This window comes from Pseudomonas cichorii (genome assembly GCF_015471405.1).
In the GTDB taxonomy this organism is placed as follows: Bacteria; Pseudomonadota; Gammaproteobacteria; order Pseudomonadales; family Pseudomonadaceae; genus Aquipseudomonas; species Aquipseudomonas serbiensis.
On sequence record NZ_BLVZ01000007.1, the window covers coordinates 257,615 to 277,605 of the forward strand.

General features: G+C 54.3%; 18 protein-coding genes. 8 read left to right on the forward strand and 10 right to left on the reverse strand.

The window, feature by feature from the left end:
* Positions 1-51 precede the first annotated feature (51 nt).
* Positions 52-951 (forward strand): DMT family transporter, encoded by a 900-nt coding sequence (locus JL015_RS13115; protein ID WP_201018741.1) that lies wholly within the window; start codon positions 52-54, stop codon positions 949-951.
* Positions 952-1,419: 468 nt separating this feature from the next.
* Here JL015_RS13115 and JL015_RS13120 read toward each other — a convergent pair whose 3' ends face one another.
* Positions 1,420-2,325, reverse strand: a complete 906-nt coding sequence (locus tag JL015_RS13120) for a DMT family transporter (RefSeq protein WP_201018742.1) — start codon at positions 2,323-2,325, stop codon at positions 1,420-1,422.
* Positions 2,326-2,501: 176 nt separating this feature from the next.
* Between JL015_RS13120 and JL015_RS13125 the strand changes: the two genes are divergently transcribed.
* The gene (locus JL015_RS13125) at positions 2,502-3,392 is read left to right on the forward strand and encodes a 2OG-Fe dioxygenase family protein (RefSeq protein ID WP_095067756.1); all 891 of its coding nucleotides are present in this window, start codon (positions 2,502-2,504) and stop codon (positions 3,390-3,392) included.
* An 87-nt stretch (positions 3,393-3,479) separates the two neighbouring features.
* Here JL015_RS13125 and JL015_RS13130 read toward each other — a convergent pair whose 3' ends face one another.
* The 5 genes from JL015_RS13130 to JL015_RS13150 all read right to left on the reverse strand — a co-directional run bounded on the left by JL015_RS13130 (position 3,480) and on the right by JL015_RS13150 (position 7,966).
* Complete coding sequence (locus JL015_RS13130) at positions 3,480-4,814, reverse strand: LLM class flavin-dependent oxidoreductase (RefSeq protein ID WP_201018743.1); 1,335 nt, start codon at positions 4,812-4,814, stop codon at positions 3,480-3,482.
* A gap of 22 nt (positions 4,815-4,836) precedes the next feature.
* Positions 4,837-5,610: an ABC transporter permease subunit gene (locus tag JL015_RS13135; protein WP_201018744.1), complete on the reverse strand. Its 774-nt coding sequence runs from the start codon at positions 5,608-5,610 to the stop codon at positions 4,837-4,839.
* The gene (locus JL015_RS13140) at positions 5,607-6,227 is read right to left on the reverse strand and encodes an amino acid ABC transporter permease (RefSeq protein ID WP_201018745.1); all 621 of its coding nucleotides are present in this window, start codon (positions 6,225-6,227) and stop codon (positions 5,607-5,609) included. The genes JL015_RS13135 and JL015_RS13140 overlap by 4 nt, the downstream gene beginning before the upstream one ends.
* The gene (locus JL015_RS13145; protein ID WP_201018746.1) at positions 6,224-7,045 is read right to left on the reverse strand and encodes a substrate-binding periplasmic protein; all 822 of its coding nucleotides are present in this window, start codon (positions 7,043-7,045) and stop codon (positions 6,224-6,226) included. The genes JL015_RS13140 and JL015_RS13145 overlap by 4 nt, the downstream gene beginning before the upstream one ends.
* A gap of 120 nt (positions 7,046-7,165) precedes the next feature.
* On the reverse strand, positions 7,166-7,966 hold the full coding sequence (locus JL015_RS13150) for an amino acid ABC transporter ATP-binding protein (RefSeq protein ID WP_201018747.1): 801 nt from the start codon (positions 7,964-7,966) through the stop codon (positions 7,166-7,168).
* Positions 7,967-8,189: 223 nt separating this feature from the next.
* Between JL015_RS13150 and JL015_RS13155 the strand changes: the two genes are divergently transcribed.
* Entirely contained in the window at positions 8,190-9,905 is a 1,716-nt protein-coding gene (locus JL015_RS13155; protein WP_201018748.1) for a sigma 54-interacting transcriptional regulator, read from the forward strand.
* Between the two features lie 106 nt (positions 9,906-10,011).
* Here the strand turns inward: JL015_RS13155 and JL015_RS13160 are convergent, their stop codons facing one another.
* The 4 genes from JL015_RS13160 to JL015_RS13175 form a co-directional block, all read right to left on the reverse strand.
* The gene (locus JL015_RS13160) at positions 10,012-11,310 is read right to left on the reverse strand and encodes an NAD(P)/FAD-dependent oxidoreductase (protein ID WP_201018749.1); all 1,299 of its coding nucleotides are present in this window, start codon (positions 11,308-11,310) and stop codon (positions 10,012-10,014) included.
* Between the two features lie 66 nt (positions 11,311-11,376).
* Complete coding sequence (locus JL015_RS13165) at positions 11,377-11,550, reverse strand: DUF3094 family protein (protein WP_201006294.1); 174 nt, start codon at positions 11,548-11,550, stop codon at positions 11,377-11,379.
* A gap of 36 nt (positions 11,551-11,586) precedes the next feature.
* The gene (locus tag JL015_RS13170) at positions 11,587-12,096 is read right to left on the reverse strand and encodes an MOSC domain-containing protein (protein WP_201006292.1); all 510 of its coding nucleotides are present in this window, start codon (positions 12,094-12,096) and stop codon (positions 11,587-11,589) included.
* Positions 12,093-12,722 carry a DUF1780 domain-containing protein gene (locus JL015_RS13175; RefSeq protein WP_201006290.1) on the reverse strand — a complete coding sequence of 210 codons (630 nt, stop codon included), beginning with the start codon at positions 12,720-12,722 and terminating at the stop codon, positions 12,093-12,095. Before JL015_RS13175 ends, JL015_RS13170 begins: the two co-directional genes overlap by 4 nt.
* Before the next feature lie 199 nt (positions 12,723-12,921).
* On the opposite strand from JL015_RS13175, the gene JL015_RS13180 reads away from it, so the two are divergent.
* From JL015_RS13180 to JL015_RS13200, 5 genes are all read left to right on the forward strand, one after another.
* Entirely contained in the window at positions 12,922-14,328 is a 1,407-nt protein-coding gene (locus JL015_RS13180) for a TolC family outer membrane protein (protein WP_201006288.1), read from the forward strand.
* A 149-nt stretch (positions 14,329-14,477) separates the two neighbouring features.
* Entirely contained in the window at positions 14,478-16,640 is a 2,163-nt protein-coding gene (locus JL015_RS13185) for a type I secretion system permease/ATPase (protein ID WP_307726267.1), read from the forward strand.
* Positions 16,633-18,054, forward strand: a complete 1,422-nt coding sequence (locus JL015_RS13190) for an HlyD family type I secretion periplasmic adaptor subunit (protein ID WP_201018750.1) — start codon at positions 16,633-16,635, stop codon at positions 18,052-18,054. The genes JL015_RS13185 and JL015_RS13190 overlap by 8 nt, the downstream gene beginning before the upstream one ends.
* Positions 18,055-18,281: 227 nt before the next feature.
* Positions 18,282-18,626: a hypothetical protein gene (locus JL015_RS13195; protein WP_201018751.1), complete on the forward strand. Its 345-nt coding sequence runs from the start codon at positions 18,282-18,284 to the stop codon at positions 18,624-18,626.
* 146 nt (positions 18,627-18,772) lie between these two features.
* Positions 18,773-19,039 (forward strand): hypothetical protein, encoded by a 267-nt coding sequence (locus tag JL015_RS13200; protein WP_201018752.1) that lies wholly within the window; start codon positions 18,773-18,775, stop codon positions 19,037-19,039.
* The last annotated feature ends 952 nt before the right edge of the window (positions 19,040-19,991 follow it).

Here is a 19,991-nt window from a genome sequence, read left to right on the forward strand (position 1 = left end):
CCGCCGTTTCATCGATGACGCGGCTTCTCCATTTCCAGGTAAGGAATGTCCATGAGTGCCAGCTTATTTAAACGCCCAGAGTTTTATGCCCTGATTGCCGCGATTCTGAACGGTACTATCGGAGCCTTGACCCGTGTGGGCTTTGCAAACGGTTCAACGTCCAATCAGATTGCGTTCTGGAAGTGTTTCGGAGCCTTTCTTGTCATTGCCCTCTATTGCGCTATCACTCAGGAGCGCAGGCGCGAAACTCTGGCACTGGCCAGCAAGTGGCCTCAATTCGCTGTGCTCGCCTTCCTGGGAATATTCTGCCTCTACTTTTTCGAGACCTGGGCCTTTCAGGAAGCGTCCATCCCGTTGGTGGCATTTCTGCTTTATGCCGCTGGAGGCATGACCATCATCCTGTCTGCCTTGTTCCTCGGTGAGCGAATCGGGTTCAACAAAGTCGTCGCTTTTGCAGCCATCCTCGCGGGCGTCTACCTGATTCTGAGCTACGAAGGAGAGATCAGCGGCAGCTACCTTGGGGTCACTCTCGCGCTGCTGGCCGGGTTGGGTTATGCCTTGTTCATCTTCACTTCCAAACTGATGAACATGGGGAGTGGATTGCCACAACTGGCCTGGCTCTTTGGTTTCGGCAGTCTTTATCTGTCGGTGCCTTTGCTCAGAGAGGGCTTTGTATTCCCAAGCGGTATTTCGCTACTGGCAATCGCGGCCTTGGTATTGCTGCCCACTATTGGCGGCTTCTATTTCACGACCAAAGCTGTGCATCAGGGAGAGGCGAGCAAGGTCCAGATCATCGAAACCAGTGATCCTCTTTTTGCCACCTTGTTTGCATTTTCCTTCTTTGGCGAGTCTCTGGGGTTTGCCGGGACCATTGGTGCGCTGTGTATTATGGCCGGTTTGATCTTCGCCATGAAAAAGAACACACCTCCTGCTGTGCTCACCGCACAATAAACAGTTTCGCGAATGAATTCGCTCCTACACGGCGGTCATGCTGCGTTTAAAACGGCGTAGGAGCGAATTCATTCGCGAAGAGTCCGGTCCCGGATAAAAGCTATCCGAAGTGCTCTTATAAAAAGAAGTTATAAGGTTATTTGTGTGGAAAGTAAACTCTGAAAAATCACACCTCAGTGTAATGTTTCTTTACAGAACCACGTGTCAGTCGAAGTATATTCCAGGCTGGAATAAACATGTTGAAAAATGGTAGTTGCCAAATATTAGCCCGTGATTATTATCTACTCTAAATTTTCACAAGAAATAAACCACTCCTGACGACACAATCAAATGGAGTTAAAACTCACCATTTTCAATGGAGGTCCAAAAGATCTGGAGTTTCTCACGGGGCCACAAGTCTGGGTGAGGGTTGCGATAATTCCTCAGCGGTTTCGCTGAGGAATTATCGGCAAACAGAAGTGATTAGAGCTATTGGGTAACAGGGGGAGCAATTTTTACCCTGCAAAACCAGACGCCCAGTAATGAAAGGATAAACCCGGCAATCTGTATCGGCACGAGCTTATCTCCAAAAAAGGCCCAAGCCTCTAATGCCGCCAAAGGCGGAGCGAGTAGTAACAGGGATGTTGTCTTGGTCATGTCCCCGTTTCTGATCAGCCAGACCAGGGACAGCGTTCCCAATCCTGATAAGACCAATACGGCCCAGGCAAGAGAAAATATAAAGTTTGCATTGACGATCAGGTGTGACTCGTCAAGGAGCAGGATAAATATCAGTGCAGCAACCGATGAAAACAGGTTCTGTATGGCCATGGAGGGCAGAAGTTCAGACTTTCCAAGTGAAGTCTTTTGCAGGATGGTGCCAAACGTTATCGAGAAAACGGAAAGTATGGCAATCAGCAAGACTGAAAACGAGTAATCAATGTGGCTGCCTGTTTGAAATGACGGGGAAAGGACAAGGGTTACGCCGGAAAGTCCAATGAAGATGCCCAGCGCTTGAAGGGGCGCGATTCTTCCCTTCAGAAAGGCTATCGAAATCACGACCGTCAGCAGCGGTTGCAGGGCACCCAGCAGAGCCATCAGGGCGGCGGGCAATCCTTTTGAAATGGCCCAGTAGCTTCCGCCCAGATAAAGACCGTTAATGAGCAGGCCCGCGAATATGTGCTTGTGCCACTCATTAAGTGGAGGCCATATTTTTTTCAGCAAGGCCGCTGCGAAAGTGAACAGTAAAAAGGAAAGAAAAAAACGACTGGCAAGAAAGATGTTGGGAGACGCGGAGCCAACGATCATTCTTCCAACGATAAAGCCGGTGGACCACAGTACAACGAACAGGCAGGAAATAAGCAGGACGGCATTATTGTGAAACCTGGCTTTTAACATGTTCTTCCCTGAAGACATAAAGTGATAAAGGATTTTGAGTTTGGTTTTCGGGATTGTCAATGGTGTAGGAGGGGTGAAGCATATTAAGTAAGTGGTCCACGTATCCTCGTGGCCAAACGTCTCAGTGATATCAAACTCATCAGTGCATGGCAGCAATCATTTAAATGAGGTTTAAAATGGGTAGTTTTAATCTGGTCAGTTTTTTGTCTGAAGTAAAATCCGCGTATGTCAGGGAAAGCTTCATTTCTCTGGACGGGGATGATGTAACGAGAATCGTAAAAGGCTTGGGGGCCACGGACGAGGATCTTGAAGCGCTCAAGAGTGTCAGCGATAACCTGCCTCCTGATCCAACCCTGCCTTTTCGCGAATCAAGGAACGGGCGTTTTGAGCTGGACTTCGCCAACTCAAAGATCAACAGGATAGAGTTTCAACCTTTTGTTCTTTCTGCCCAGGAAGACTTTGTTCGCCATGACTCGGGGAAAGTCAGAGAGTTCAGGGGGATTGGTGACGATCTGCAATTGAACCGTGCGTTTCAAGCGCTGCTGCTTTTCAAGGCCTACTTGATCAAGGACACTTCTATAAGCCCGCGGCCAAGCCTTGATTATGATTCCACCAGCCTGGTGTCCACGGTTTTCAACTTGAGAACCATCACGACACCTGAATTGCTCGGAGAGCCTGCCCTGGAGGGAGTGCATGCCGATGGGGTCGACCATACGATGACAACTCTGTTGGGCAAAGAGAATATTACGGATAACAGTGCGATCACGTTTATCCATGACAACAGAGAAAAGAATGGCACCCGCTGGAATGAGGCCAACCCCGAATATCGTCTGGGGCAGGCACAGCACAAAAAGTTTCTGGATACATTGCTGATCGTCGATCACGAACGCAAACACAGTCTCTCGCCTGTTCATGCCTCCGTGAGTGATTCACGAGCCACGCGGGACATGCTGATTTTCTTTACGCGGCATCCGACCAAGAAAGGGCATATTTCAAATCCCTACGACTCTTTCAATCCGCATAAAGAAATTCCGCTGTCTATCAATTACCCAGAGTTCATTGTGTAAGTCTCGGGTCAAAAAATCTGACCCAATCCTTTTAGCCCCACCTGCCTTGAGATGGGGCTTTGCTTTGCCGGGCATTTGCCCCCGGCTTCACGCTGGCCAGTCGATATCGGGCAACTCCAGGTGCGAGCGCAGCGTATTGCCCGTGTAAGCGGTGCGGTAAGCATTGCGTCGTTGCAGTTCAGGTATGACCAGGTCGACGAAGTCCTGTATGCCTCCCAGCAGATGTGGCCACATGACCGCATAGCCATCCACGATCCCCGCATCGAACCAGTCCAGCAATTGGTCGGCTACCTGCTGTGGATTACCCACCACTACAAGATGACCTGCCGCGCTGGCGACGCGCTCGATGACCTGCCTGAGCGTCATCTGCTCACGTTTCGCCATGTCCCGAAGTAATTCATATCGGCTTTTAATACCGGGAACGGCCGCGGGATCGAGTTCTGGAAACGGGCCGTCCAGCGGCCAGTCAGACAGGTCGACACCAATGAGTTCAAATAACAGGGCTCTACCCACCTCGGGTTCCAGCAAACGCCCCAGCTCGGCCTGTTTCTCACGGGCCTGCTCTTCGGTCTCACCGACAATAACCAGAACACCCAGCAGCAGGCGTACCCCTTCGGCCGATCGCCCGTGGAGCTGCGCCAGCCGACGGATATCCGAGCCGATTCGTTGCGCGTCCTCGCGAGTCTGAGCTGCAAAGAACACGGCATCGGCAGTCTGGGCAGCAAAGCTTCTGCCGACATCGGAAGCGCCAGCCTGGAACAGCACGGGATGGCCTTGAGGTGAGCGAGGTACGTTAAGCGGGCCTTCAACCTTATAGAACCGGCCTTCATGGCCGACGGGATTCACCCGTGCCGGATCGGCAAACCGTGCGTTCTCCTTGTCGCCGAGAATGGCATCATCCTTCCAGCTGTCCCAAAGCTTTCGTACCACGGCGACAAACTCTTCAGCGCGTGCGTACCGCTCGTCATGGGGCGGCAGGCTTGTCCCGAAGTTGCGCGACTCCGCTTCACTGGCAGTCGTCACGATATTCCAGCCGACGCGCCCGCCGCTGAGATGATCCAGCCAGGCGAAGGTGCGGGCAACATTGAAGGGCTGCGTGTGGGCTGTCGATACCGTGCCCACCAGACCAATATGCTCCGTTACACCGGCAATCAGTGCGAGCGTGCTGATAGGTTCCGCCCGAAAGGGAATGCCCTTGGCAATGTTTTTAAAGCCGTCTTTATCCCGGTCCTGTGCGACGGCCAGAATGTCCGGGAAAAAGATCAGGTCGAAAAGACCTCGCTCGGCCAGTCGGGCGAAGTCTTTGTAGTAGGCGGCGCTGAGCACCTGGGCAGTGTCGGCTTTCGGATGACGCCAGGAGGCAATGTGGTTACCCCCAAGAGCGCCGAATGCAGCCAGGTGCAGTTGGCGTTGAGTGGTCATGGTCTACTCCTTGTATGAGGTTTCAACTAACGGCAACTTTGGCGCTCTGGTTCTCGTGCTCCAGGGTTGAATTGCCGGAAATGCGTGCGGATATCCGGTTGATGACCCACTGCAGAACATCGCTCATGACATAGTAAAAACCGGCAATAAGTGCGTAGCACTGCCAAGGCGCAACCACCCGGTTATTCACCAGTACGGTTGTTCTGAAGAAGTCGGTAATTCCGAGTGGATAAAGCAGTGTGGACAGCTTGAAAACCACAATGGAGATCGCGCCCAGCGCCGGGACGCAGGAGATAAGCGCCTGGGGCAATATGATGCGAAGCAATGTTGTTCTGCGTGACAGGCCGGTGATTTCAGCGGCTTCGATCTGTAGCTGTTCGACTCCCGCGATTGCACTGCGCAGGGCTTCGCAATAATAGCTTCCCCCGATCACGGTCAGTGCCACGACTGCGGCCGTTGCGGGTGTCACTCTGAACGGTAATACCTCCGGTGATACCAGATAGGCTGCGCTGATAATGAAGAGCGGCGGCACGGCTTGAGTGGCTACAACAATGAAGCCCCCGATAAAACCCGCAAGGCCTCCGGCAAGCCGCAGACTTGCCAATAATCCACCGAAGAGCAAACCCAGTACTACGCCTGCCAGGGAATAGATGGCTGTCGTATAAAGACCCTCCAGAAAAAACGGCCAGGACGAAGCCAGTTCTTTCCAGATCGGATCGATCAGAGCCCATACACCAAAAAGAGCCAGGATGATCAGCAATCGGTATCTGCCAATAATGGACAGGACGGTTTTCATATCCTGCTCCGTAATCTTTTTTCCATGAAATAGCCGGCGGCCATTATCGGGAGTGTCAGCACTGCATAGGAGGCCGCTGCGGCGAGGAAACCGCGCAAGTATTCAAAGGTTTGAGACTGCAATGTTTCCGATGCGCCGGTGAGTTCTACAACACCAATGAGCGAGACTATCGAGGTGTTTTTAATGATTTCTGCGGTTTGCAGTACCAGCGAGGGAGCGACCAGACGCAAGGCTTCCGGTAGCCGGATTGAAAAAGCGGTTCTCGACCATGACAAACCTGAACTCAGAGCTGCGTCTTCATACTCGGTGGGAACGGCTCTCAGCCCTCCCGACAGGATTTCGGCGCAATACCCGACTTGATGCAGTACAAGCGCAATGACTCCGCATATCAGTGGATTGAGTTGCAGAAGATAAAAGCACACGAAAAGTTTGACGATCAAAGGGACTTTCATCGCGAGGTCTACATATCCCCGGGCCCATGCAGACCTGGCATGCAGTGCCAGAGCGACAGGCGCACTGAGGATTGCAGTAATGCCCAGGCTTATGACGGCCAAAAGCAGAGTCGTGGTAAAAGCCGAGGCGAACAGAGTGCTCGCCTCATCCCAGAACGATATCAATTCTCGATACCTGGCTGCAGTCTGTATTGAGACCAGAGGGTGAATTCAGGTTTGTAGCCAAAATGCTTTTCGTACAGTTCGGCAAACTCGCCACGGGCCCAGATCTTCTGAATGGTATGGTTCAGATAATTACGCCAGAGTGAATCGTTCTGTCGCACGATGATTGCCTGTGGATCGGTAAAGAATGCTTCGCCAATCTTCAGGCTGTCGCCATAACGTTTGGCGTAGGCCTTGGCTGAAAAACTGTTGAGCAGCACGGCATCTGTCTGATTGGAGCGCAGGGCTTCAACGGCATCGCTGTAGTTGTCAAAGAACGTCACCTGGCCGGTTGGCACAAGGTCTTTGAAGAGTTGAGCCGCGTAATTGTTCTTGGACGTGGAAACACGTTTGGGTGGCGTGTAGGTCTTGATATCGCCACTGTCACCGGCCCGAACCAGCGGCACTACATAGTCCCAGTTATAAACGATGGTGAAATCCAGTACCTGCTCACGTTTTACAGTGGGTGTGGTCGACCCGAACATCGCATCGATGTCGCCGTTCTTGATGGCGGGAATCTGAACGGCTCCGGAGATGGGTTTGAACTCGACACTCACATTCAGCTCTTTAGCCACGGCACGGGCAAGATCCGGGGCGAAACCGACGCTCTGACCATCCGCGCCGATCTGCGCCATGGGCGGGGCGCTGGGGTCTACGCCGATAACGAGCTTTGAGCGCTGTTTGACCTGATCCAGTATCGATACCGGTTCGGCTGCGACGGCTGGCAGAGAAAGACAAGAGGAGATGGCCAGAATCCCTGCCCATAACAAGTTTGTTTTCATAGGCATACCCCATATAAGTATCCAGTAGGTTGTTTCGGAATACAGTCATTCTCACTGGCCGCTATCGGTAGAGGTCAGTGTGTTGTAACGGTATGGCGGAGAGTTTTTATTAATACGTTATTAGCGATGTAGGATACTTTCGATAAACCGAGCGGCCCGATCCGTTTGCGGGCTTCTGAAAAAGTCCTCGGCAGGTTGTGTTTCGAGGTTTTTGCCCTGGTCGAAAAAGGCCACTTCATGAGCGACTTCCCGGGCAAAGGCAAGCTCATGGGTTGCCACGGCCATCGTTGTCCCGCCGCGGGCCAGACCGCGCATGACTTCAAGCACTTCATGGACAAGTTCCGGGTCCAGAGCAGAAGTGGGCTCATCCAGCAGCAGTACATCCGGCTCAAGCGCCAGCGCGCGGGCTATGGATGCGCGCTGAGCCTGGCCACCGGACAACGTAGCGGGCCAGGCCCTGCTTTTGTCGGTAAGGCGAACTTTGCCAAGGGCTTCATAAGCCTTCTCTTGCGCGTCCTGATGAGACAGTTGCCTGACTTTACGCAAGGCCAGCGTGATGTTTTCCATCACTCGCATATTGGGGTAAAGCGCCGGACGCTGGAAAACAAAGCCAATACGGCCACGCACTTCAGGCTTGCGCAAGGCTTCACGGTTGATGGGAGTATCGCCAAGAAGAACCGCACCACGAGTGGACGGCTCAAGTCCGCTCAAGATCCGCAGTAAAGTACTTTTTCCACAGCCACTGGGGCCGCAAAGTGCCAGAACCTTTCCTTTTTCAAGTGAAATGGAGACGCCGTCCAATACCATTTTCTCTCCAAAAAATTTATATAATTCTTTGGCTTCTAGCATGAAATAACTCCACGGTGGGAAACGAGATATCCCTTGATACTGCCGGGTAAGTTCAGCGTATGGAGATTCCACAATATGGTCGGTAAACTATCAGTCGTTTAAATGCTTTGCAAATAACAAAAGATTCTATTCTTAGAGATCGGGGTGAGGGCGTTTTTGATTTGTTGTAAAAAAACTTTACATTTATGTGAGTGTGGTCATATCTTCACAGTGCTTGAACGGTAAAGGATTAACCGAATTTGAGCGGGCCTGCAGGCCAGTGTGATTTTATGGTAGAAAGAGAGCGATAATCTACATGGCAGGCTATGAAGTGGGCATCAATGGAATGAGGGCATCGCACCACGGCGAGCCTTGTGATTTTGATTATGAGCTGAACCTGGTGTGGGATGTGTTGGTTCCTGTTGTTGGCGAGTACAATTTCTCGCTCGCCATTTACGATCATAACAGTAGTGTTGTTGCGTCTCGTGGCCTGGTTTATATTCCGAGTGTACTGCCTCAAGACCTGAAAGAGCGCTCAGGGGTATTGCCCTCAGACAAGAGTCATGCGCATTTGCTGTACTGGAAGATATTGCCTGATCAAGTCGATATGTTTTTTGTCGTTTCCATCAAGAAAGACGGCAGGGCGCCAGTCGATGAAAGTATCCTGTCGGTAGTCGGCCGCATCGGTGTTCACTTCTTTGGGCAAAATATTCTGCTCAACAAGTTTTCAATATTTCTCAGGCAGTCCATTCGCGAGCGAGATGCCGTGAGCGGGCTGATTGAAGACGGCTTGCTTGTCCTCGATCAGTCCGGTTTCCTCAAATACATAAATGACGCCGGGAAGAAGATTCTCAAGATAGACGATGCGAAACGCCAGTTTCGCGATCTTCTCGGGTTTGAGCCTGTCATTGGGGATGTCTTCAAGCAGAAGCGTGGTTATGTAAACAAGAAGGTTGTCATTCTGCGGGGTGAAGACGAAATTCCGCTGGTGGATACCGCCATACCCATTGCAGATGATGACGGCAGAATTGTTTCCGTTGTAAATATATTCAGAAGGTTTTCTACAGCGCCCACGCTTCCCGATCCAGGTCTGAGGAGGGAGTCAGGCATCGGGTTCGATACATTGGTGGGAGCGTCCACGCTCTTTCTGAGCGCACTGGATATTGCGAAGCACTATGCCGGGTTGAGCGAAGTCGTGTTGATCTCTGGGGAGCCGGGCACCGGAAAGAGCACCTTTGCACAAGCGATTCATGGTGTGGATGAAAGCACCCAAAAAGGCATGCTGGTCATCGACTGCCCTGGGTTGTCTGTTTCGGATTTCAAGGAAAAGGTCCTGTCGTATGTCATCGCGGATGATCAAACCGGCAGGTGGGAATTTCATCCCGATATTCTTCAGGATGCCTATAACCGAACCTTGTTTATTGATGGCGTGGATGTGCTTCCCGTATCAACACAGTTGTACCTTGTTCAAGCCCTGAAAGCATATGGAAAAACATCCGGGCTCAAGATTGTCATGGCCACAACCGATGCGATGGACGTGGTACTTCACGAGCAGAGGCTGCATCCAAAACTGCTCGGGATATTGAGTCGTCATAATCTTGAGCTGCCACCTTTGCGCAAAAGGCCAAAAGATGTGGAGCTGTATGCGAGCTTTTTCTGGAATGAGGAAAGTACGCAGGGTAAAAGATCAGCTATTCCCGCTCGTCTTTGCAAACTTCTGAAAAAGCAGGACTGGAAAGAAAACATTTCACAGTTGAAGCGGGTGGTTCGGAAACTTGTCAATGCTCCCCGGCGCTTCAGGTCCGAGGAAGAGTATATTAATGAAGTCAATGAGCTTGTCAGGCAATCTGCTGTTTCCCATCAGGCGATACGCCCTGACTTTGATCAGCCCTTGATGCACGATGCCGAAAAACAAGCCATTTTTCTTGCACTGCAAGCCATGAACTTCAACGTCTCCAAAGCCGCTCTGGCGTTGGGAATAAGTCGCCCGACACTGTATTCGAAAATGAAAAAGTACGAAATAAGCGCCTGAACCTCCAGGCGCCTATTTAAACTTTACAGCTTACAGCTTACAGCTTACAGCTTACAGCTTACAGCTTACAGCTTACAGCTTACAGCTTACAGCTTACAGCTTACGCTTAGTGCAACTTCATCCTTGGCTCGGTCCCTTTACCAATCTTGCTCCCGAGCATCAACATCAAGGTACGGAAAGTGCCATATAGCGCCATCTGGTGCATGCGGTACAACGAGATATAGAACATCCGCGCCAGCCAGCCTTCAAGCATCACGCTGCCCATCAGATTCCCCATCAGGTTACCCACAGCCGAGAAGCTCGACAGGGAGATCAGGGAGCCGTAATCCTTGTAGGTGTATTCCGGCAGTTCCTTGCCCTCGATCCGCAGACGCAGCGATTTGACCAGCAACGACGCCTGTTGATGAGCGGCCTGGGCGCGGGGTGGAACGTTGCGGTCGGTGCCTTTTTGCGGACAGGCAGCGCAGTCGCCAAAGGCAAAGATGTTTTCATCTCGCGTGGTTTGCAGAGTCGGCAGCACTTGCAACTGGTTGATGCGATTGCTTTCCAGCCCGTCGAGTTCATGCAGGAAAGCCGGTGCCCGAATGCCCGCTGCCCACACCTTCAAGACCGCCGGAATGACCTGGCCGCTGGCCGTGATCAGGCCTTCGGCAGTCACTTCGCTGACTGATGCATTGGTCAGAACCGTAACGCCCAGCTTCTCCAGGGTTTTATGTACCGGCGCACCAATGCGCTCAGGCAAGGCGGGCAGCACCCGTGGGCCGGCTTCGATCACTGTGATTCGCAGGTTTTCCGGTTTGATCTGGCCCAGTCCGTAAGACGCCAGCTCATGGGCGGCGTTGTGCAGTTCTGCCGCCAGTTCCACACCGGTTGCGCCAGCGCCGACGATGGCCACGGTGATTTCCTGAGCGCTGTCGGCTTGTCCTGCGTGAGCGCGCAGGTAGTGGTTGAGCAGTTGCTGGTGGAAGCGTTCTGCCTGTTTGCGACTGTCCAGGAACAGGCAGTGCTCGGCTGCGCCCTTGGTGCCGAAATCATTGGTGGTACTGCCCACGGCCAGCACCAGCGAGTCGTAACCCAGGCTGCGTGCCGGAACCAGTTCTGCGCCGTTCTCGTCCAGCGTGGCGGCCAGGTGAATCTGGCGGCTTTCACGATCCAGCCCGGTCATGCGCCCGAGTTGAAACTGGAAGTTGTTCCACTTGGCCTGCGCCACGTAGTTCAGCTCATCCTCATAAGAGTTGAGCGAACCGGCGGCAACCTCGTGCAACAGGGGTTTCCAGATGTGAGTCAGATTGGCGTCTACCAGCGTCACGCTGGCTGTGCCTTTCTTGCCCAGGGTTTTACCCAGGCGGGTCGCCAGTTCCAGACCGCCAGCGCCGCCGCCAACGATGACAATACGATGAGTCATAAGGATTACTCGGAAGGTTTAAGGAATTCGGGGGTGAGAGCTCGATCTTCGCGAGCGCCAGGCTGCTCATAGCGTCAGATAGCTCAGTAAACGGCTCAACAGACCCAGACCGATGACCACGGCAAGCACCAGAACAAGGAGCAGCCATGGCCGAAAAGGCCTGCGCTCGACTTGATGCTGGGGGGCGTTGAGGTAGTGTTGGACACGTCTTTGGTCGTCCGGGTTCAGACGGCTGCTCATTTTTGCCTCTCGCAGACGTTGCCTGCTGTCAGTACGTTATACCGCGGGCAGATCCAAGGGTTCTACTCGCAGCATATCGTCCAGTCGGATGATTCCACTTTGTATCACTCGGGCAGTAATTCCGCCATGGCCACGTACAGCCTGGAAGGTTCCATGCCCCAGGCGTTGCTCAAGCCGGGCGCAGGGCTGGCACCAGCCGGTGGTTTCCAGGATCGCCTGACCGACCCTGAAGCGTCGGCCCTTGAGGCTGAACAGGTTGATGCCGCTGATGACCAGGTTGCGGCGCAGGTCCTGCGGCACGATGGGGTTATCCACAGGGCGACCCAGCAGTGAACTGACCACCGCCAGATGTTCCCACTGAATCAGCGTGACCTGCCGAGCATTACGGGGGCCGGGACGCGAGTGATCCCCGGTCAATCCTGCTTCGCGACGAGCTTCCACGGCTTGCAGCTCGATCATGTCGAGGCGTGACTGCGGACGCACGCCGATCCAGCGCACCAGGCCTTGTTGAGGCACATCGGCCAGCAGTTCTTGCAGGGGGCTCATAAACTGATTCCAACATCGAAGACGACACTGCGTCCCAGGTTGGTTCGCAGAAAATCCGGAGCATCTGGATGGGCAAACAATACTCGGGCGAAGGTCGGGCCTACCAGCGACAACGAGCGCCAGCCCTGGCGCAGGTATTCAGTCGGTGGTGGAAAGTGGCTGTTGAGGTCCAGCACTTCGCGTTTGAGGCTGGCAAAAGCGATGATATCCAGCTCGCCCAGATTCAGGCCGCGCTCACGGTAATTACTGGCTTTCTTGCGCAGTGTAGGCGCCAGCCTTCGCAGTAGCTCTGACGCCGGAATACGTTTGGGCTTGGCCTCCCGTCGTACCAACTGGCTCAGCGAGAACGCGCTACGTCGTCGTTCCAGCTCCTCACGCCACTCATCATTGAGGCGTCGTCCTTCATCCAGAACAAAGAACACCTCGAAGCAGGCATCCCGAAACAGCACGTCAGGAGGCTCCTGACCCGCAGGCAGGAAGTCTTCGTGGCGATGGGAAATATTCAGGCCTTGCAGCAGCCGCTGACAAACCCAACGCTCGCGCTCCCACTTTCGCGCATTGGAAAGGAAGGAGTTGGCTTGTTCGGCCTGGCTCGTGAGCAGGCGTAAATAGTCTGAGTCATCCATGGCCCAAGCTTAGCGCCCAAATGTGAACGTGAAAAACAAAGACTGAGGTGTTTCGAGAGTTTTTTGTGGAGGGAAGAGGGCATGGATGCCTTCTTTAAAAAATACCGTTTTTACGACCTAAAGCTTTTCCTTTTTACGCCGAACCCATGGCGAGCCAATTAAATGACGCTCAGGAATTCCTTTCTTGCATGGAACGTAGATGAATCCCTCATTTTCTCTTGGCCTTGTCATCCTGTGCTGCGCCTGTGCATACAGCGGCTCGGCTTTATCACGTGATTTGTCTGGGCAACATGCGGATCTGCTAGGTGTTTATCAGGCCGCAGCAGTCAACGATGCGCAATTGTCGGCTGCACGCCATGCCTACAAGGCCCAGCGCGAAGCGGTTCCGCAGGCGAGGGCAGGACTGCTTCCGAATCTGACCGCCGGGGCGACGTCTGAAGTAACCCGTCTGGAGCGGGATGAGCCCTCGCTGAATCGCGAGCGCAGCGGCACGACCTTTCGTGCCAACCTCAACCAGCCGTTGTTCCGTATCGATCGCTGGTTCCAGTTGAAAGCAGCACAGTCGAGCGTGAGCCAGGCCGAACTGACGCTTTCCGCTCAAGAGCAGACTCTGGTGCTGACGGCTGCTCAAGCCTACTTTGAAACCCTGCGCCAACTGGACGGTTTTGCCGCTGCCCAGGCTGAAGAGGCTGCACTGTTGCGCCAGCGCGATCAGGCTCAGGGTCGTCTGGAAGACGGTGCTTCTAGCATCACCGACGTGTATGACGCTCAGGCTGCCTATGACAATGCCCGCGCCAACCGTCAGCAGGTCCAGCGAAGAGTGGACGATGCCTATGAGGCACTGGAGCGCCTGACCAAACACACTTACACCTCGATTGCCGGCATGGGCCATCAACTGCCGGTCGAAGCGCCTGTTCCTAATGATGCCCGCGCCTGGGTGGATACCGCCGTGCGGCAGAACCTGGAGCTGCAAGCCAGCGAACATGCGGTCACTGCCGCCGAGCAGACGCTCAATCAACGCAAGGCCGGGCATGCGCCGACCATCGATGCCGTGGCCTCCTATCGCAAGGGCGACAACGACAGTTTTGGCTACAGCAACCCTACCGATTTTGGCAGTAACGGTTATCGCGACAAGGTTGCACAAAGCAGCATCGGCATTGAGCTCAGCATTCCCCTTTATTCGGGCGGGATGACCAACTCCCAGATCAAGGAGTCCACCGAGCGCCTTTATCAGAGCCAGGACGAACAGGAAGACCGCCGCCGCGAAGTGGTGTTGAACACGCGCAATGCCTTTCGCGGTATCAACGCCGGGATAGAGCAGATCACGGCCCGCCGGCAAAGCATCGTGTCTGGCCAGAAGTCCGTGGAAGCCAACCAGGTCGGTGTGGATGTCGGCTCGCGCAATATTGCTGACGTGCTCAATGCCCAGCGCCAGTTGTACGCGGCAGTCCGTGACTACAACGATGCCCGCTATGACTACATTCTCGACAATCTCAGGCTTAAACAGGCGGCTGGCACACTCAGCCCCGATGACCTCAAGGCGCTCGCTTTGTACCTGAAACAGGACTATGACCCGGCCCGGGATTTTCTGCCGCCAGGGCTTTGAGCGAGGTTTTTGAGGGTGCGTAGCTCAAAAGTAACGATGTCGATACATTAGTTTCAAAAAGTGTGATACTCGTCACAGTGGCTTATTGCTACTGTTTAACAACTTGATCAGATTTGCCCATCCAAGTGGCATGTCGGCAGGGAAGCGCTATGAACGATTCAGGAATGGGCACTGCGGTGCCCGAAAGCGCCCCGCGCCTCGACACTGGCCTGGCCTCGCTGGTCATGCTTGCCCGCTTTCATCAGGTGGCGGCTTCGCCTGATCAACTCGCCCATGAGTTCGGCAGCCCCGACCAGAATCTGCCCCTGGAAAGCCTGCTGCTGGCCGCCCGCAAGCTAGGCCTCAAGGCCAAGGTTGCCAAAACCAGCACAGAGCGTCTGGACCGCACGCCACTGCCTGCCATCGCGGCGGATAACAACGGCGGCTTCTTTATCATCGCGCGTCTGGACCAAGGCAAGGCGCTGATCCATGACCCTCTCGCCCAGCGTCCTGAAGTCATTACCTTCGAGGCCTTGCAGGAACGCTGGACCGGCCAGTTGGTGCTGATCCGCTCGGAAGCCGGCACACCGGGCGAGTCCTCCCGTTTCGATTTCACCTGGTTCATCCCGGCCATCGTCAAATATCGCAAGTTGCTGGGTGAAGTGATGCTGGTGTCCTTCGTCCTGCAGATTTTCTCCCTGATCACGCCGCTGTTCTTTCAGGTGGTGATGGACAAGGTGCTGGTGCATCACGGCCTGACGACGCTCGACGTGATTGCCATCGGTCTGGCTGGCGTCATGCTGTTCGAGTCGGCGCTGTCGGGCTTGCGCACTTATGTCTTCGCCCATACCGCCAGCCGCATTGATGTGGAACTCGGCTCGAAACTGTTTCGTCACCTGATTACCTTGCCGCTGTCGTACTTTCAGGCGCGTCGCGTGGGGGATTCCGTGGCGCGGGTTCGTGAGCTGGAAAACATCCGCAACTTCCTGACCGGCAACGCCATCACCCTGCTGCTGGATGTGCTGTTCTCGGTGGTCTTCATCGCCGTGATGTTCTACTACAGCGGCTGGCTGACCTTGATCGTCTTGCTGTCGCTGCCCTTGTATGTGCTGGTGTCGGTGCTGATTACCCCGGTGCTGCGTAAGCGCCTCAATGACAGCTTTGCTCGCGGCGCCGAGAACCAGGCGTTTCTGGTGGAAACCGTCAACGGCATCGATACCCTCAAGTCCATGGCCGTGGAGCCCCAGGCCATCCGCAAGTGGGACAACCAGCTCGCAGGCTATGTCGCGGCCGGTTTCAAGACCCAGAACCTGTCCACCATTGCCAACGAAAGCGTCTCCCTGATCGGCAAGCTGGTAACCGTCGCGACCTTGTGGTTCGGCGCCCGATTGGTGATCGACGGCCAGCTTTCGGTCGGCCAGTTGATTGCCTTCAATATGCTGGCCGGGCGCGTGGCCCAGCCGATCATGCGTCTGGCGCAACTGTGGACCAACTTCCAGCAGACTGGTGTCTCTGTTCAGCGCTTGGGCGACATCCTTAACACTCGTAACGAACTTTCCCAGGCCACTCGCAGCGCCTTGCCGCCCATCAAGGGCCGCATCGAGTTCGATCAGGTTCATTTCCGCTATCGCCCTGACGGTTCGGAAATCCTGCGCGGCATCAACCTCACCATCGCACCGGGTCAGGTGATTGGCGTGGTGGGGCGCTCCGGCTCCGGCAAAAGCACCCTGACACGCCTGTTGCAGCGGCTTTATGTACCCGAGCGTGGTCGCGTGCTGGTGGACGGCATGGACCTGGCGCTGGCTGACGTGTCCTCGCTGCGTCGACAAATCGGTGTGGTGTTGCAGGACAACATGCTGTTCAACCGCAGCATCCGCGAAAACATCGCCCTGAGCGATGCCGGTGCGCCGCTGGAAACCGTCATGCAAATGGCCAGACTGGCCGGTGCCCATGATTTCATCCTGGAACTGCCGGAAGGCTACGACACCATGGTCGGCGAACACGGTGCCTCGCTTTCGGGGGGCCAGCGCCAACGCATCGCCATTGCCCGCGCCTTGATGGGCAACCCGCGCATCCTGATTTTCGACGAGGCCACCAGTGCGCTGGACTATGAGTCCGAACGCATCGTCCAGCAGAACATGCAGGCCATCTGTAAAGGCCGCACCGTCATCATCATTGCTCACCGGTTGTCGGCGGTGCGCGATGCCAACCGTATCGTGGTCGTTGATCGCGGACAGATCGTCGAACAAGGTACTCACGCCGAACTGCTGACGCATCAGGCTGGCCATTACTCACGTCTGCATCGCCTGCAGCAAGGAGGCGGTCATGTCTAACGCCGAATCAAACGGACTGCTGCAACGTTATCGCCGGGTCTGGCGCCAGTCCTGGCGTCGCCGCCATGAAATGGATGCGCCCAAGCGTCTGGCCCATGAAGTGCAATTCCTGCCCGCAGCCCTTGAGTTGCAGGACAAACCCAGCCACCCCGCACCGCGGATCTTCATGTGGGCGATCATGGCCTTTGCCACACTGGCATTGCTCTGGGCCTGCCTGGGCCGGATCGATGTAGTGGCCACCGCCAGCGGCAAGGTCATCCCCAGCGGCAAGACCAAAACCATCCAGTCCAGTGAGACGGCGGTAGTCAAGGCGATTCATGTGCGTGACGGGCAATCGGTCAAGGCTGGCCAGTTGCTGCTGGAGCTGGACTCCACCGCCGCCGATGCCGATGTCGGCCGCGTACGCAGCGACCTGTTGGCAGCCCGCATCGACAGCGCCCGTGCTGCCGCCATGCTCGACTCCATCAACCAGCGCAAACCGCCTCGGGACCTGACGGGCACCATCCCCGAAGCCGACCCCGAACACGTGCTGGCCGCCGAGCGCTGGCTGCAAGGCCAATACCAGGAATACCGCAGCAGCCTGGACTTGGTCGAAGCCGAGATCCAGCAACGCCAGGCCGATATCCAGGCCGCTCGTATCCAGGTCGCGAGCTTGCAGAAAACCCTGCCCATCGCCACCAAACTGGCCAACGATTACGAAAGCCTCCTGCAAAAACAATACATCGCACGCCATGCCTACCTGGAAAAGGAGCAGGCCCGTCTCGACCTCGAACGCCAGCTCAGCGTCCAGCAAGCCAGCGTGCTGCAATCCACCGCCGCCCGCCAGGAAGCCGAACGCCGCCGCGAAGGCGTCGTGGCCCAGACCCGCCGCGCCATGCTCGACCTGCTGCAACAGGCCGACCAGAAAATCGCGGCCTTCAGCCAGGACCTCACCAAAGCCCGCTATCAGGAAGACCTCACCACCCTCGAAGCCCCGGTGGACGGCACCGTTCAGCAACTGAACGTCCACACCGTCGGCGGCGTCGTCACCCCCGCACAACCCCTGATGATCCTCGTCCCCGATGGCCAGCCCGTGGAAGTGGAAGCCATGCTGGAAAACAAGGACGTCGGCTTCGTCCGCGCCGGCCAGCCCGTCACCGTCAAAGTCGAAACCTTCACCTTCACCAAGTACGGCACCATCGAAGGCGAAGTCATCAGCGTCTCCAGTGACGCCATCGAAGACGAAAAACGCGGCTTGATCTACAGCAGCAAGATCCGCCTCAACAGCGACACGCTGAATATCAATGGGACAGATATCAAGTTGTCGCCGGGTATGGCGGTGACGGCGGAAGTGAAGACGAACAAGCGGCGGGTGATTGAGTATTTCCTGAGTCCGTTGCAGCAGCATGCACAGGAAAGTTTGAGGGAGCGGTAGAAGAAAGTTTTATGTGGCCAATAGCAAGGATGAGCAGTTTGAAGAGTTCTTTATTGCTGTTTTACTGTTGTTTCTTATTGGTCGTATTTTCGTTTCCAGAGACCTCTCAATCCTATGATGGTCGCTGTGACGTTGCTCGAATGGAGTTTAGTGTTTCCTCGGCGACGTGTGACATATTGAAGTCTACTTCTTCGGGTGTTGTGACGTTTGGCGTTAATACCGAGGACATGAGTATCGTTGCTCCTGGGAAGGCTAGGAGTAATCAGGTCATTGTACGTATTCGTCGTGTCGAGATACCGGTTGCGCGCTCGCAAATTGGTTTGCGCGGTTTTGAGCCTGTTTCAATCAACGAGGGACGCTCGAAATACGAGGTTCGCGGCCGTGTGGTTTATACATTTATCGATAAGAGCGGTGAAGTTGTATACGTGACTCGCGGCCTGAGTACCTATGAAGGCAATCGAATTTTGAAAGGGGGTATTGAGCTTTTGTATCAGTTCGATATTGCTCGCGATGATTTTGAGTCGCTGAATGAAAAGCTGTTGAAATTACTTGAATCTATGGGCATTCACTGAGAGGGACGTCATGAGTATTGTAAATCTTAATCCAGGCCAAGTCTCCACGTTAGGTAGTTTGCAAGCTCAGGGTAATTATCCCGGTGCGTATGCCTATCTTAAAACTATTGTAGATCAGCAGGTGGCATCCGATCCCGGTGGGCAAAATGCGGTTGAGCTGGGGAAAATATCAAACTGGCTTTCTGCTGCTCAGTCCATCAATCAGAATGATGGTAGTTTTTACAGTGACATGGTTCGTGGATCGGTACGTTTTGCCGCCGCTGCCGATGGCAGGTCTTTATCGGATGCCGATTTTCAAATTGCATCTGATGCGCTGGCGAATAATGTTCTTAATGATGTCATTGGGCAAAATGGTATTCCACCGTTACAGGATATTATTGATGCTGATGTGCAATCTGCTGTTTCAGATCTGAATCTTCAGCGCTGGAACTGGGCTGGGACTATTGGAGATATGCTTCCTCCACCCTTGGGGCTTGATGGTGACTATGTGCAAATAGGAGGGGATACCTTCAGCGAGTACATGGGGAATCTGACAGAAGCCTTGCTTCAAAACGTTGCGGGCCTGATGAAGTATTCGGGTTTGGATGAGCCTATCGCCTCTGTTTTTGAATGGATGTGGGACGACCTTGGCTTAGATGAATTTGGCAGGTCACTGGGTGGATTTATCTATGACACCGTTCAGAAGTACTTCTCTGACGCATATTCATATATCGATCCTTTGGTGTTGGATCTTGATGGCGATGGTGTCGAGACAGTTTCGCGAGATAAAGGAATCGTTTTTGACCACGATGGAGATGGGCATAAGCTTGGAACGGGTTGGGTCAGCGCGGATGATGCACTGCTGGTACTCGACAAAAATAAAAATGGCACCATAGACAATGGTTCTGAATTGTTTGGTGTTAATACTGTATTGAGGAATGGTAAAACCGCTTCAAACGGGTTTGAAGCTATTGCGGATCTTGATGATAACGAAGACGGCATCTTTGATCAGCAGGATGCCGCTTTTGCTTCGGTCAAGGTCTGGCAAGATCATAATCAGGATGGTATTTCCCAGTCGAATGAATTAAAGACGTTGGCAGCTCTGGGCGTTACGTCAATCAATGTGACAGGTGCAGTACACGGCTCTGCCAATAACGGAAATATCATATCCAATCTGGGCTCTTATACGCGTATCGATGCCCAGACAGGAGTGGAAACCCAAGGTATCGTAGGTACCATTGATTTCGCCCAAAATACGTTTTATAGAGAGTTTCCCGACAAGATAGCGTTGGATGAAGAGGCAAGAAAACTGGCCGATATGCAGGGCTCAGGCACTGTGCGTGATCTTCGTGAAGCCAGCATGCTCAGCAGTTCTTTAAAGCAGGC

Excerpts from the sequence above, each read along its gene's own strand:
- JL015_RS13120 (WP_201018742.1), bottom strand. The coding sequence starts at position 2,325 with ATGTTAAAAGCCAGGTTTCACAATAATGCCGTCCTGCTTATTTCCTGC.
- JL015_RS13125 (WP_095067756.1), top strand. The coding sequence starts at position 2,502 with ATGGGTAGTTTTAATCTGGTCAGTTTTTTGTCTGAAGTAAAATCCGCG.
- JL015_RS13160 (WP_201018749.1), bottom strand. The coding sequence starts at position 11,310 with ATGACTCATCGTATTGTCATCGTTGGCGGCGGCGCTGGCGGTCTGGAA.
- JL015_RS13130 (WP_201018743.1), bottom strand. The coding sequence starts at position 4,814 with ATGACCACTCAACGCCAACTGCACCTGGCTGCATTCGGCGCTCTTGGG.
- JL015_RS13195 (WP_201018751.1), top strand. The coding sequence starts at position 18,282 with ATGAGTATCGTTGCTCCTGGGAAGGCTAGGAGTAATCAGGTCATTGTA.
- JL015_RS13170 (WP_201006292.1), bottom strand. The coding sequence starts at position 12,096 with ATGAGCCCCCTGCAAGAACTGCTGGCCGATGTGCCTCAACAAGGCCTG.
- JL015_RS13145 (WP_201018746.1), bottom strand. The coding sequence starts at position 7,045 with ATGAAAACAAACTTGTTATGGGCAGGGATTCTGGCCATCTCCTCTTGT.
- JL015_RS13200 (WP_201018752.1), top strand. The coding sequence starts at position 18,773 with ATGCGGTTGAGCTGGGGAAAATATCAAACTGGCTTTCTGCTGCTCAGT.
- JL015_RS13115 (WP_201018741.1), top strand. The coding sequence starts at position 52 with ATGAGTGCCAGCTTATTTAAACGCCCAGAGTTTTATGCCCTGATTGCC.
- JL015_RS13165 (WP_201006294.1), bottom strand. The coding sequence starts at position 11,550 with ATGAGCAGCCGTCTGAACCCGGACGACCAAAGACGTGTCCAACACTAC.
- JL015_RS13190 (WP_201018750.1), top strand. The coding sequence starts at position 16,633 with ATGTCTAACGCCGAATCAAACGGACTGCTGCAACGTTATCGCCGGGTC.
- JL015_RS13175 (WP_201006290.1), bottom strand. The coding sequence starts at position 12,722 with ATGGATGACTCAGACTATTTACGCCTGCTCACGAGCCAGGCCGAACAA.
- JL015_RS13185 (WP_307726267.1), top strand. The coding sequence starts at position 14,478 with ATGAACGATTCAGGAATGGGCACTGCGGTGCCCGAAAGCGCCCCGCGC.
- JL015_RS13135 (WP_201018744.1), bottom strand. The coding sequence starts at position 5,610 with ATGAAAACCGTCCTGTCCATTATTGGCAGATACCGATTGCTGATCATC.
- JL015_RS13180 (WP_201006288.1), top strand. The coding sequence starts at position 12,922 with ATGAATCCCTCATTTTCTCTTGGCCTTGTCATCCTGTGCTGCGCCTGT.
- JL015_RS13155 (WP_201018748.1), top strand. The coding sequence starts at position 8,190 with ATGGCAGGCTATGAAGTGGGCATCAATGGAATGAGGGCATCGCACCAC.